The following is a 13,855-nucleotide window of genomic DNA, read 5'->3' as shown; positions in this document are numbered from 1 at the left end:
TTGTATTTTTGCCGCGCTGCACTAGGGCGCGGCTGGTAGTCTGCTTCGTCGGAAAATCACTGCCAGTCTTGAATTGAGCCTATACTACAAAATCATACTACATTAGCAGTGTGGGGATTCACCTTAAGTTGACACCAATGGCAAGGATGGTGCCCCTACATGATCATGATTCAACGGATTAAACATCATTTTGCCGCCATTGAAGCGGGATGAAAATCCATCCATTTGGTTGGCGCGATCGCAGAGACGAAACCTTGATAGGATTCGCCAACAATTAGACCAAACACAGGATATTTTAAATCGCTATACAATTAACCTAAACCAGCTTGACTTTCAAGCTCGCACCATTGATATTAATCTGAGTAACTATAAAAAACGAGTCGCCCGAATCGCCAAAAAATCAGAAATTGACTTATGATTTTTAGACGAATTTAGCGAATTAGTCACCGATAAATACCTGCTGCAAATCCACAAAGACACCGAGAATCTGGAAAGCGGACTCAGACTACTCGAAGACACCATTAACGCCATTCGCTCTCGTGTAGAATTAGATAAAGCAGAACGCGATCGCAACTTCCAAGATACCGTGGCTGTAATCGCTGTCGGCTGGACAGTTGGTTCCTTTGTCGCCTCTTTAGACAAGCTAGGTGAGGACAAGCAAGACCCAATTCGGTTGCTAATTTATGATTCTCAACTTGTTCCTAAACCTTGGGTTGAACCCGCTATCCCCCTTACTTACACCCTAACTGTAACCTTGGCTGCGGCTTTAGTAACCTGGCTAATTCCCCCCTCTTTCTCAAAAATGGCTACTATTCCCCACACCCCACACCCCATTCGGCATCCATAAAGGGGGTAGTTAACCCGGATTTGGTATAAGGTACAGGGGGTTTGGTCCCCAAAACCCTACGGCTTAATCGACCATTCTATCGAACTAACGTTGATCATGTCTCAACCGCCAAAACTATACGAAGGCAAAGCCAAAATCCTTTATCCGACGGAAGATCCAGAGATACTCCTAAGCGTCTACAAAGATGATGCGACTGCCTTTAATGCCCAAAAGCGAGGTCAAATCGTCGGTAAAGGCGAAATGAATTGCGCGATCGCGGCTCACTTGTTTAAGTTTCTGGAATCTCAAGGGATTCGTACCCACTTCATCGACTGTCCCACCTCCAACCAGATGCGCGTCAAGCGGGTGACAATCTTGCCAGTGGAAGTTGTGGTCAGGAACATTGCCGCAGGGAGTCTGTGTCAACAAACTGGATTACCCCTGGGTAAAATCCTGCCTCAACCCTTGGTGGAATTCTACTATAAGAAGGACGAATTAGGAGATCCCTTGCTCACCCGCGATCGCTTATTACTCCTAGAACTGGCAACATCCGACCAACTTAACCAGCTAGAACAACTAGCATTACAAGTTAACCAGAGTCTCACCGCCTTTTTCCAAGACTGCGGTATTACCCTAGTGGACTTTAAGCTAGAATTCGGCATTGATGCCAACCAACAGTTGCTCTTAGCCGATGAAATTAGCCCCGATACCTGTCGTCTGTGGAATCAAGCGGAAACTGATCCCCAACAGCGCGTCATGGACAAAGATCGCTTTCGTCGGGATCTCGGACAGGTTGAACAAGCCTATCAGCAAGTTCTAGAGCGAGTGCTAGCCCAAGACAGCAGAAAGTAGAAGGCAGAGGACAGAAAGCTGTAAGGTTGATGATGTCTGCTTTTTTCTGTGCTTGTTAACGGATAGGTATGGGTAGCCAAGCCGTGCTAGGACATCGGTCAAGAAACCGGGTTTCTTTGGGTGAAAGCTTGATATGAGACTTTTCATCTTCACTCTTAACCCGGTTTCTCATAATACTCGGCGCTCTAGGGGGAATTAATGGCTTCAGAGTAAGCGAGGTGATGAAAATCCTGGTATTTTGTCCTTTATCAGTTAAATGATGACATCTTAAGTTTAAAGCAACTCCAGGTCAGATCCTAAGTCAACTTAATCAAGCTTGTCCAGTAGCCAATCGCTCAACTGAGTAACAAGCAGTGAACAACGGATAAAAGCTGATCGCAATCTTTGCAATCAACGTGGTGTGTGGACGTGTCAAAAAATCTGAGGATCATGCGCTTATCTCCTTTATTAACGGCAATTCTCGCGGTAACGGCTAGCATCGGTTTATCAAACTCCCCTAGCCATGGGCAAACAACTGACCAACCTATCCGCGACTTTGAACCTAGTCAACGGGATGGGTTAAAAGACCATGAGAAAATGGGGATGCCAGACTACCCCGAAGCAACAACGGCTCAACATTGGCTGAGTGAAGCCGTTAATGAAACTAGCCAATCGACAACAAACAGTCCTAAAGGTGAGGTAGAATCGATTTCCCAGCCGATTCAGGACAATCCAGCGATTCATAAAATTGAGGTGGATTCAACGCCATTAACATCGGTTCAACCAACACATCAGGGGGGAATTCATCATCATGACGTTTCTTCTCCTCAGTTCGCTCAAGTTATTGACGAACCCTCTATAGAAACCAGCGAATCGACAACAGACAGTCCTAGAGGTGATGTAGAATCGATTTCCCAGCCGATTCAGGACAATCCAACGATTCATAAAATTGAGGTAGGTTCAACACCATTACCATCAGTCACACCGACACATCAGGGGGGAGTTCATCACCAGGGTATTTCTTCTCCTCGATTCGCTCAAGTTATTGACGAACCCTCTATAGAAACCAGCGAATTGGCAAAAGATAACCCTACCAATGAGACAGAATCAACCTCCCCGCCGATTCAGGTCAATTCGACACAATCAACAATTAACCCCACAACCCTAAATCATCTAGCCATTCATACCATAGCGACGCCAACGATAACACCAACGCCTCCCCTAATTGCCCAAGTTCAAGTTCCCCCAACTGACGCACCAACGCCGCCCACCAATCAGCCAGAACCACGAGTTCTTGTATCAGAAGTCGTCATTGACTTTCAGGATTACACTGGACCGCAAGAGCAACTGGAAAACGAGATTTTTCGAGCCATTAGCACTCGACCCGGATTAGCCACCACTCGCTCTCAATTACAGCAAGATGTGAATGCCGTCTTTGCCACAGGTTTCTTCAGAAGTGTGGACGTTGTACCCCAAGATACTCCTTTAGGCGTGCGGATTAGCTTTGTGGTCGAACCTAACCCCGTACTGCGTCAGGTGGCGGTGAATACGGTTCCGCCAGAAGCCGAAGCGCGGGTTCTACCTCAGGAGGTGGTTGATAATATCTTCCAACAGCAATATGGTGAGATTCTCAACCTGAATGACCTCCAACAAGGCATTCAACGATTAAACGAATGGTATCAAGCAGAAGGATATGACCTAGCTCAAGTTGTTGATGCCTCAGATGTGAATGATGATGGCATTGTCACCGTGACTGTGGCAGAAGGTGTAATTGAAGAGATTGCCGTCCGCTATCTCGATGAAGAGGGAGAACCAATCCTGAATGACGAAGGTGAGCAAATTCGCTTACTCACGGCAGAGGATGAACCCATTGGCGGACGCACTCGCCCCTTTATCATTACGCGAGAGATGCAATTGGATGAAGGGGATGTATTTAACCGCCAAATTGCTGAACGGGATTTGCGACGAGTTTTTGGTCTCGGACTCTTTGATGACGTGCGCCTATCCTTTGCCCCGGGAACTGATCCCCGTCGGGTTGTGGTGGTAGTCGATGTGATTGAGAAAAACACAGGCTCCCTGGCGGCTGGGGCGGGAGTTAGCTCCGCCAGTGGCTTATTTGGTACAGTTAGCTATCAGCAACAAAACCTTGGTGGCAATAATCAAACCCTAGGAGCAGAATTCCAGGTGGGAGAACGCGCCCTACTGTTTGACCTTCGTTTTACCGATCCTTGGATTGCTGGCGATCCCTTCCGCACATCCTATACTGTGAATGCCTTCCGACGCCGCTCGATTTCCTTGATTTTCGATGGCGGTGACCCCGAGGTCGAACTCCCTAACGGTGACCGTCCGCGTGTGGTGCGTACAGGGGGTGGAATTAATTTTACTCGTCCATTATCCCGTGACCTCTATAGCCGTTCTGAATGGACAGCCTCAGCCGGATTTGAATTTCAAAATGTGTCGATTCGGGACTCTGATGGTGACCTGACTCCAGAGGATGAACTGGGTAACGATTTAAGCTTCAGTGGCGACGGTGAAGACGACTTGTTTACCCTGCAACTGGGGGCGGTACGCGATCGCCGAAATAATCCCCTACGACCCACGAGTGGTTCTCTGCTCAGATTCGGCGTTGAACAGACGATTCCGATTGGTCAAGGGAGTATCTTTCTTAGTCGCCTACGCGGGAGTTACAGTTACTATCTCCCCGTAGAATTTACCAATTTTACCGAAGGAGCCGAAGCCCTTGCCTTTAACGTGCAAGCCGGAACTGCGATCGGAGACTTACCCCCCTACGAAGCCTTTTCTATCGGTGGTAGTAACTCAGTGCGCGGTTACGATGAGGGAGAAGTAGGTTCAGGTCGCAGCTTTATCCAAGCCACTGCCGAATACCGTTTCCCGATTATCTCAGTCGTCGGCGGTGCTTTATTTGTGGACTTTGCCAGCGATCTCGGCACCGGTGATGATGTACCGGGTGAACCTGCTGTGGTGCGCGATAAACCCGGAACTGGCGTTGGTGTCGGGATTGGTATCCGAGTCCAATCTCCCCTGGGTCCGATTCGAGTGGATTATGGGTTTAATGATGAAGGAGACAGCCGTCTCCATTTCGGTATTGGAGAACGCTTTTAACGGTTGAGGGAGATGGGGGAGATGGGGAAGATGGGGAAGATGGGGAAGATGGCAGATAAAATTTCTATTCCCTGTTCCCTGTTCCCTGTTCCCTATTCCCTGACGAATGACGAATGACGAATGACGAATGACAAATGACGAATGACAAATGACGAATGACGAATGACGAATGACAAATGACAAACTACACTTTGGGTGCTGCTTTTGAACGATCAGGGATTGGATTGCACAGTGGAATCACCACCACTGTTGGCGTCTTGCCTGCTGTGGCTGGGATGGGACGTTATTTTGTCCGAGTTGACTTGCCAGGAAAACCTGTGATTCCAGCGCGAGTAGAGGCTGTCTCTACTACGATGCTTTCGACTCAGTTGAGGGCGGGAAATGGTGAGACTTCTGCCGACTCCGAGGTGACGGTGAGAACCGTCGAACACCTCCTCGCCGCCCTCGCCGGGAGTGGAGTGGACGATGCTTGTATTGAAATTGACGGATCAGAACTTCCCCTGTTGGATGGTTCGGCGTTGGCTTGGGTCAAAGCCATTCAGGAGGTAGGAATTGTTGAGAGTGAACATCCCCAAAACTCGTCTCATCTATCTCCCCTGTTTTCCCCTATGTTTGTTGGGGAACCCATCTGGGTTTGTCGAGACGATGCCTTTGTCGCCGCCTTACCAGCACCGATGACTCGATTTACCTACGGCATTGATTTTGAGAACCCAGCGATTGGCAATCAATGGCATAGCTGGACACCGGGACACGAGCATTTTGCTGACGCGATCGCACCAGCACGAACCTTTGGTTTAGCCAACCAAGTTGACCAATTACGCGATCGCGGTTTAATTAAAGGCGGTAGCTTGGAGAATGCCCTAGTTTGCGACGATCAGGGCTGGTTGAATCCACCCTTGCGATTTTCAAATGAGCCAGTGCGTCATAAACTTTTAGATTTAGTAGGGGATTTGAGTTTATTGGGAAAATTTCCTGTCGCTCACGTCCTTGCCTACAAAGCCAGTCACACTCTGCATATTCAATTGGCGAGATTACTGGCTCAACAAATCGGCGCAGGGGATGTCAGTCGTCAATCATCAGCCGTCATTGGCACTTGATCACCACTGGCAATTAAACCCTTGCTGCTCCAAGTTCCTTGTGTAGCGGATGCAAAATGAAATGACTAGGATTTAATCCGCTTGCCGTCTGGATACGTTTACAGATTCACTCACCTGGTCACTGAACGCTGCTCATTGGTACTCGTTTTTATCCTAATTTACTCATGTCTACCTTGATTGACGTTAACACTCACGATGATTCCACTGACAATGCCAACTCTAATCAGTCTGAATCATCCACTAAAACAGTTTTCACGGTTGAAGACATTCATAAGATCCTGCCCCATCGCTATCCTTTTGCCTTAGTTGACCGCATTATTGAATATGTTCCGGGAAAGCTAGCGGTTGGTATCAAGAATGTCACCTTTAATGAACCCTATTTCCAAGGGCATTTTCCGGGACGACCGATGATGCCGGGGGTGATGATTGTAGAAGCAATGGCTCAAGTTGGTGGCATTGTTTTAAAACAAATGGCTGATATGGATAACGCCTTATTTGTTTTTGCCGGAATTGATAAAGTTCGCTTTCGTCGTCCTGTCGTACCGGGTGATCAACTGATCATGACGACGGAACTCATATCGGTCAAACGCCGTCGTTTTGGAAAGATGCAAGCTCGTGCAGTCGTTGACGATCAGCGAGTTGCAGAAGGGGAATTGATGTTTTCTCTAGTCGAATAAACCTCTCTGGCGCTATCCCCAATTCGGGTTAGCGCTCCCGGATTCTTTATCCTGTCGCACTTGAATTAATAGAGGCGTCGGTATAAATTATTATACCTGAAATTTCTGCGATCGCTTACCCTTATATTTAATCCTACGGCTCACCCAAATTTACTATGTTCCCTGTTCAACCTCCCTTTGACGTACCAGCCTGTTCACAACTCAAATAGGATTGCTCTATGGCAACAACATTGATTCATCCGACTGCTGTAATCCACCCTGGTGCCCAACTGCATCCAACGGTTCAAATTGGCGCTTATGCGGTCATTGGCGACAATGTAAAAGTGGGTTCACAGACGAAGATCGGGGCGCACGTAGTTCTCGAAGGACCGACTGAAATTGGGGAGAGAAACCAAATCTTTCCTGGGGCTGCAATTGGCTTAGAACCACAAGATTTAAAATATGATGGGGCACCAAGTTGGGTAAGGATTGGTGATGATAATCGGATTCGGGAATATGTGACGATTAACCGAGCAACGAGGGCGGGAGAAGCGACGGTAATTGGCGATGGCAATTTGTTGATGGCTTATGTTCATGTGGCTCACAATTGCGTGTTAGAAGACTCCGTGATTATCGCCAATGGCGTCGCCTTAGCGGGTCATGTTCATATTGAAACAAAAGCCACTATTGGCGGCGTTTTAGGCATTCATCAATTTGTCCACATTGGGCGTCTAGCGATGGTGGGGGGAATGAGTCGCATTGATCGAGATGTACCCCCTTATATTTTAGTCGAAGGCAACCCGGCACGAGTGCGATCGCTCAATTTAGTGGGGTTGAAACGAATGGGAATTAATGGTGAAACTCTAGGAGAATTAAAAAAGGCATTTCAGACACTCTATCGCTCTAATTACACCTTCAATCAAGCCTTAGAACAACTCCATCTAATATCTGAGCATGAACAGGTACAATACCTACGCCTATTCTTAGAGCGATCGCAATTACCGGGGCGGCGTGGTTCGATTCCAGGGCGTCGTTTTCATCATAGTCAAGACACGGAGAAGTGTTAAGTGTTGACCCTTCACTTCGCTCAAGGGAACCTGGTTTGTAGTAGTGCTATATCCTTTGAAATGGTGCGTTACGCTGCGCTAACGCACCCTACACCTGTGACAAATGACGAATGACAAATGACAAATGACAAATGACAAATGACAAATGACCAAAAAAACAATTTTTATCAGTACGGGTGAAGTCTCCGGTGATTTGCAAGGGGCAATGCTCATTGATGCCCTAAAACAGCAAGCCAAGCAACAAGGAATAGAGTTAACAATTGTGGCATTAGGCGGCGAAAAAATGGCGCGTGCGGGTGCTACATTATTAGGAAATACAACCGATATTGGCTCAGTCGGACTATTAGAATCTCTGCCCTTTGTGCTACCAACTTTAACCATTCAGCGTCGCGCAAAACAATACCTTAAACATAATCCTCCAGATTTGGTAGTCCTGATTGACTATATGGGACCCAATCTCGGTATTGGCACATTTATTCAGCGTCAGCTTTCCCAGGTTCCTGTTGTATATTACATCGCCCCCCAAGAATGGGTTTGGTCACTGTTTCCCCGGAATACCGCCACAATTGTGGAAATGACGCATAAATTGTTAGCAATATTTCCCGAAGAAGCCCGTTACTTTGAAAAAAAAGGGGCATCGGTTCATTGGGTGGGTCATCCCTTGGTCGATCGCATCCCATCTTACCCCAGTCGGGAGCAAGCACGGGCGGCGTTAGGGATTAAACCCGATCAAACCGCGATCGCACTTTTACCCGCCTCCAGACATCAAGAAATCAAATACATGATGCCAATTATCTTTGCCGCCGCCCAACGGCTTCAGGAGAAGTTATCGACTTGTAGAGACGTTCCGGTGGAACGTCTGGAAGCTGGAGGACAAAGGACGAATAACAAAGGACAAATCTTTTGGATTCCCTTATCTCATCAAGCCTATCGAAAACCAATTGAAAAAGCAATACAAGACTATGGACTTCAGGCGACGTTAGTGACAGAAAAGACTCAGGAGGTACTGGCGGCTGCTGATTTAGCGATTACCAAATCCGGTACAGTGAATTTGGAATTAGCCCTGCTCAATGTTCCCCAGGTTGTATTTTATCGCGTCAGTCCATTAACCTACTGGATTGCCCGTACTTTCTTCAACTTTTCCATTCCCTTCATGTCACCCCCAAATTTAGTGGTGATGCGTCCCATTGTTCCCGAATTACTCCAAGAAAATGCGACGCCAGACAACCTAGTTCGGGAAGCAATGGAACTGTTATTTAATCCCCAGAAGCGTCAACAAACCCTGGAAAATTATCACCAAATGCGTCAACTATTAGGGGACGTTGGTGTATGCGATCGCGCGGCGTTAGCGATTCTCCAGCTAGTTCACCCCGTAGGTTCGTAGTAAGCGCTTTAGCGCTTCTAGTGGCGAAACCCAACATGACCAAGGTTTTCCTTGGGTTGAGCGAAGTCGAAACCCAACCTACAACTGTTAAAATGGGCGCACAACCTGCGTCCCTACAATTCTAATCCTTTGAGGAAATATGCCGTCTGTGTAGGGGCGGGTTCACCTTATCTGGAAAACCTCTCTCCAAACCTCTCTCCTGCAAGGAGAGAGGCTTTGAATTCTCCCCCTTCCGTGCAACAAAAGCGAAGCATCCTCTGGCTTCCCCCTTTTTAAGGGGGACGGGAGGGGGGTCTATCAAGGGGGTAATCGACCCCGATTTGGTATAAATTAGGTATTCCCCGTTTCCTGTTCCCGTTGAGGAATTTAGATATCCTAATCTAAAATCACCTATGAACTTATCCCAGCAATCTTGCCCGTTTTGTGCGGGGTCAATGATTACTGACCCCCAATTCTTTGTCGGGCGGCGAGAAGAATTGGATTTTATTACCTCGCGTCTGGTTAATACTCAACCCACGAGTATTAATGTAGTGGGAGAACGTCGGATTGGTAAATCATCGTTACTCTATCACTTTTTTCAGACCTACGAACAACGAGTGCAGGGTGCTGGTAAAAATCCAGGTAATTATGTAGTCGTTTACTTATCATTGCAAGCCGCACAATGTCGAAAAGAAACCAGTTTTTATCAGGCAATTGCCCAAACCTTACTCAATCGTCCAGTGGTACAAGGGAATCCGGCGTTAGCGACACCGTTAAAAGCAGGGACACTAGATAGACAGGGTTTTTCAGCGGCAATTGAAGCTTGGCAAGCGGAGAATGTTTTGCCTGTGTTGTGTTTGGATAAATTTGAGGAACTGTTAGCGAAACCGGATCAGTTTACCGATGATTTTTATGATAATTTGCGGTCGTTGATGGATCGCAATGAACGGCAAAAACTAGGATTGGCTTGGGGTGGACGACATCCTTTATTATTACAATTGGCAGGATTGGGGTTATGGGAGGCGCAACAACACAGTCGTCCTGATGAATGGGCGAGGCAAAAGTTTGAATTGGAAGCCCAACGGGTGCCTCAGTCTGGGGTGACAATACGACGGTTCAAGCGTCCGGTGCGTTTGTTGGTGTGGTTGCCGAGGAAATTGGGGCGGATGGCGCGATTTGTGGGGGATAAGTTGGATGATACCAGTAATTTGATTGCGGGAATGTTTATTTTAATTGTGGCGATTTTGGTTGTATTGAAGGTGGTGCCGTTTGAGGAGTTATTACAGCGCGTTAAAAATGCGGTTGGGGGATAAAAGCCCTAAATTGAAGATAAAAGTCCTGAATTAAAGATAAAAGCCCTGAACTAAAATAAAAGCCCTGAACTAAAGTACTCGAAGAGAAGCCGCTCCGCGTCTACGGGCTAAAAGCTAAAACCCGTTAAAACGGGTTCATATTTTTATATTTTGTCCAGTTGTGTTGAAATTGTTTATAGTAGGCACTAAGTTATCCCCTTTTGCTACGGTGATTAAAATCGCTGTTACACTTGCCTTTCGTCCGCCTACACGGACTGGGTTATAAGGGAGATGGCTAAGCCGGATTGGGTATTACCCAGTAAGCTTTAGCTTACTTTAGCTTTGAGCCGGAAATTTATTTCCCGGCTATACAAGTTTGCAACATGTCATTTAAGTTATTACCACGCCTTTTAAATTGACAATATTTAACTTGAATTTTATCTCATGCGTTCATACTCGACTCTTCCAGGAAGCCTAATTATAAGTTTCGCGATCGCACTAATTCTACTACTCATCAGATCCCTGGGAGGACTACAACCATGGGAACTCAGCGCCTATGACCAAATGATGCGATCGCGACCAAAAGAGCAACCAGATAAACGTTTGTTGCTAGTGAAAATAACCGAAGCTGATATCAAGAACTACGGCCATCCTTTATCCGATGAAATGCTAGTCAAATTATTGCAGAAACTGGAATCGATGCAACCGCGAGTAATTGGTTTAGATCTCTATCGAGATACCCCACGAGATACCCCAATTCATTATCGCGATCGCACGATAGCTTTATCTGTCAATTTACCCACCTATCTGCGCCAAACTAATCGGGTCATTCATATCTGTAAAGTTAGCAGTGAAAGCGATCAAGGAACCGCGTCTTTCCCTGATATTCCCTGGCAAAATCTCGGCTTTAGCAATGTATTAGTGGATACAAAAACTGATATACTACGCCGCCAGTTATTATATCAAAATGTCCCTTCAACCTCACCCTGTCCCACCCCCTACGCCCTCAGCCTTCAACTCGCCTTTCGCTATTTAGCTGTCGAGAATATATTACCAAGCTTTACCGCCCAAAACGATGACTTACAACTTGGAGACATTATTTTTGCTGATTTAAAACCCCGTGCTGGAGGTTATCAACGGTATGATTCCAGAGGTCAACAAATTATCCTTAATTACCGTGCCGTTCAACCCATCGCTCAATCCGTGACATTAACCGAGTTTCTTCAAGGTGACATTAATCCCCAATGGGTCAATGATCGGGTTGTATTAATTGGCGTTACTGCTACCAGCATCAAAGATAGTTTTTTTACCCCTTACGAAAAAATGCGAGGATTAGAGATTCAGGCGCATGGGGTGAGTCAGATTCTCAGCGCTGTACTTGATAAACGTCCCCTGATTTGGTTTTTTCCCGCATGGGTAGAGATAATTTGGATTCTTGCTTGGGCGCTGATAGGGGCAAGTTTGAACTGGAAAATACGTCATCCTCTATTTTTAGGCTTCAGTGCAATCCCTTTACTCGGTATACTATTTGGTATCTGCTTTTTTATTCTTTCCAGCTTTGCCGGATGGATTCCAGTTGTACCTGCGGCTTTAGTCTTAATTGGAATGCAAATGGTCGGTGTTTTTCTGCGACTACCTGAATTTATCACTGTCTCCAGAGTTGCAGATGTTCTGAAACAGTGTCGAACTCCTGGAGATATTGCCGCAATTGCTAATCAATTAGCCTGGATTCATTCACCGCTTCCAAAAGTCTTTGGATGTATCGTTCCCCAGTTTTTAGAAGTCAGTCAAAGTGTCCAATCAGTTCAAGAAGCAACCTCATATTATCGTCAATATGAATTTCTCGGTCGTTCTATCTCTCAACTAAATCGTCTACAAAATAGTTTTACATTCAATACAGATGCTCAACAAGTCACTCGGCTAGAAAAAATTGCTCAACAATGGCTTAAAATCTTGCAAACCGCCCAGCAAACTCTAGAAGAACAAGCTAAACGTTCTGCGGAAATTCCCCAAGTTTACATCGCAGGCGCTTCCCTGAATCCCGATGATGCCAAAACCCGATTTAAAGGACGCCAAGACATCTTCCGAGAAATTGAAACCCTGGCACTTTCCGCTCAACCTCCTATCTTATTACTCCACGGTGGACGACGCACGGGCAAAACTTCTACTTTAAAATATCTCCCCCGCAAAGTGGGTTCAGAATTAATCCCGTTACTCATCGATTTACAAGGCGCAGCCACCGCCACCACCTTAAACGGATTAGCCAACTACCTCGCCGAAGAAATCGTCAAAGCTGCCAAAAAATCCCGCAATTTTGACCTCCCCTATCCCAATCCCCAACAACTGAACCAGGAACCCTTTCTCACCCTACAAACCTGGCTAGAAAAACTAGAACGCATCGCCCCCGGTAAACGTTTTCTCCTCTGTCTGGATGAATTTGAACGCCTCAGCGAAGTTATCGCCACAACCAATAGCCGCATTCCCCTCAATTTCCTGCGCCACGTTTTACAACATCGCTGCCAATGGATACTTCTATTCAGTGGTTCCCACACTCTAGACGAACTCGAACCCTATTGGAGTGATTATTTAATTAATACCCGTTCCCTGCGCGTTTCCTACCTGCAACAACCCGAAGCCGAGGAATTAATTGTAGAACCGATCGCAGAGTTTCCTAAAATCTATGAACCCCTTACTGTGAGCCAGATTATCCAAGCCACGCGCTGTCAACCTTATCTGGTGCAACTCCTCTGTACAGTTATCGTGGATCACCTAAATCGGGAGAAACGGCGACTGGCTACCCCCGATGATGTGCAAACCTGTATTCCTATCGCCATAGAAACAGGGGGGATGTACTTTCGAGAATTATGGACAAGTTTAAGTGAACCTGAACAAGACTTCCTGGAATCCCTAATCACTGAAGAAACTCCCCATCCCCAAAATAAATCCACCGTGCGCCGCCTCATCCGCAAAGAAATTTTGGAAAAAACGGGAGATTGTTATCGGTTTCAAGTTCCATTGGTGGAGAGATTTATTACCCAGGTGGTGACGGAAGAGTGAACCCGGATGAAGCAAGAACCGTAGGAGTTTGGTTGTAGGGGCTGGGAGGCATTTCACCCTCATCCCCTAACCCCTTATCCCACCCCCCTCGTTCCCCCCCAGGGGGTTTTCATTTTCAAAAATTATACCACAATAAAAGCAAAATCTTTGCTGATCAAAACCGTTTTTTAGCGAGTTTCAATTCTCTCTATTCAAAAATATTTTTAAGTCCAACTCTTTGCTTAATTTATAGCTGCAAAAAAGCTGAATTTTTTGCCGATTCGTCATTCCCAGGTTTAGCTTGTCTTTTTTTGAGTTTTCTTTCTTATTAAAATTAGTGGCATTGAATCTATTAATCGTTAAATTAGCAACATTTTTTGCCAATGGTTTCCTAACCACGCCCCCGGACTTTGAAAACCCCCTGCTTTATAGAAACGCCGTAAAACCCACATCCTTTTAGGTGTGGGATATAAGGCGGGTCATCGGAGGTACGGAGATGACCAAACTATCTGGTCTTCTGATTTTCAATGTAACGCTTAACCGTCTCACTACTGACATTTCCCG

10 protein-coding genes are annotated in these 13,855 nt (G+C 46.3%); all 10 read left to right on the top strand.

The window, feature by feature from the left end:
• The first annotated feature begins 190 nt into the window (after window positions 1-190).
• Window positions 191-418 (top strand): hypothetical protein, encoded by a 228-nt coding sequence (locus tag RIG27_RS33690; protein ID WP_446351387.1) that lies wholly within the window; start codon window positions 191-193, stop codon window positions 416-418.
• Between the two features lie 168 nt (window positions 419-586).
• On the top strand, window positions 587-847 hold the full coding sequence (locus tag RIG27_RS33685) for a hypothetical protein (protein WP_446351386.1): 261 nt from the start codon (window positions 587-589) through the stop codon (window positions 845-847).
• Between the two features lie 96 nt (window positions 848-943).
• Window positions 944-1,678, top strand: a complete 735-nt coding sequence (gene purC / locus RIG27_RS33680; RefSeq protein WP_446351385.1) for a phosphoribosylaminoimidazolesuccinocarboxamide synthase — start codon at window positions 944-946, stop codon at window positions 1,676-1,678.
• 429 nt (window positions 1,679-2,107) lie between these two features.
• Window positions 2,108-4,780, top strand: a complete 2,673-nt coding sequence (locus RIG27_RS33675) for a BamA/TamA family outer membrane protein (protein WP_446351384.1) — start codon at window positions 2,108-2,110, stop codon at window positions 4,778-4,780.
• A gap of 176 nt (window positions 4,781-4,956) precedes the next feature.
• Complete coding sequence (lpxC, locus tag RIG27_RS33670; protein WP_446351383.1) at window positions 4,957-5,877, top strand: UDP-3-O-acyl-N-acetylglucosamine deacetylase; 921 nt, start codon at window positions 4,957-4,959, stop codon at window positions 5,875-5,877.
• A gap of 164 nt (window positions 5,878-6,041) precedes the next feature.
• Complete coding sequence (fabZ, locus tag RIG27_RS33665; RefSeq protein WP_446351382.1) at window positions 6,042-6,554, top strand: 3-hydroxyacyl-ACP dehydratase FabZ; 513 nt, start codon at window positions 6,042-6,044, stop codon at window positions 6,552-6,554.
• A 218-nt stretch (window positions 6,555-6,772) separates the two neighbouring features.
• Window positions 6,773-7,600 (top strand): acyl-ACP--UDP-N-acetylglucosamine O-acyltransferase, encoded by an 828-nt coding sequence (gene lpxA / locus RIG27_RS33660; protein WP_446351381.1) that lies wholly within the window; start codon window positions 6,773-6,775, stop codon window positions 7,598-7,600.
• Between the two features lie 145 nt (window positions 7,601-7,745).
• On the top strand, window positions 7,746-8,984 hold the full coding sequence (lpxB, locus tag RIG27_RS33655; protein ID WP_446351380.1) for a lipid-A-disaccharide synthase: 1,239 nt from the start codon (window positions 7,746-7,748) through the stop codon (window positions 8,982-8,984).
• A 434-nt stretch (window positions 8,985-9,418) separates the two neighbouring features.
• Window positions 9,419-10,276, top strand: a complete 858-nt coding sequence (locus tag RIG27_RS33650) for an AAA family ATPase (RefSeq protein WP_446351379.1) — start codon at window positions 9,419-9,421, stop codon at window positions 10,274-10,276.
• A 423-nt stretch (window positions 10,277-10,699) separates the two neighbouring features.
• Complete coding sequence (locus tag RIG27_RS33645; RefSeq protein WP_446351378.1) at window positions 10,700-13,312, top strand: CHASE2 domain-containing protein; 2,613 nt, start codon at window positions 10,700-10,702, stop codon at window positions 13,310-13,312.
• Window positions 13,313-13,855 lie beyond the last annotated feature (543 nt).

This window comes from Coleofasciculus sp. F4-SAH-05 (assembly GCF_040222985.1).
Taxonomy (GTDB): Bacteria; Cyanobacteriota; Cyanobacteriia; order Cyanobacteriales; family Coleofasciculaceae; genus Coleofasciculus; species Coleofasciculus chthonoplastes.
The sequence above is the reverse complement of the archived record's forward strand: the minus strand, read 5'-3'. Positions and strand labels throughout refer to the sequence as shown.

Coding starts and splice junctions, on each gene's coding strand:
- lpxB (WP_446351380.1), top strand. CDS start 7,746: ATGACCAAAAAAACAATTTTTATCAGTACGGGTGAAGTCTCCGGTGAT.
- purC (WP_446351385.1), top strand. CDS start 944: ATGTCTCAACCGCCAAAACTATACGAAGGCAAAGCCAAAATCCTTTAT.
- fabZ (WP_446351382.1), top strand. CDS start 6,042: ATGTCTACCTTGATTGACGTTAACACTCACGATGATTCCACTGACAAT.
- lpxC (WP_446351383.1), top strand. CDS start 4,957: ATGACAAACTACACTTTGGGTGCTGCTTTTGAACGATCAGGGATTGGA.
- RIG27_RS33650 (WP_446351379.1), top strand. CDS start 9,419: ATGATTACTGACCCCCAATTCTTTGTCGGGCGGCGAGAAGAATTGGAT.
- RIG27_RS33645 (WP_446351378.1), top strand. CDS start 10,700: ATGCGTTCATACTCGACTCTTCCAGGAAGCCTAATTATAAGTTTCGCG.
- lpxA (WP_446351381.1), top strand. CDS start 6,773: ATGGCAACAACATTGATTCATCCGACTGCTGTAATCCACCCTGGTGCC.
- RIG27_RS33675 (WP_446351384.1), top strand. CDS start 2,108: ATGCGCTTATCTCCTTTATTAACGGCAATTCTCGCGGTAACGGCTAGC.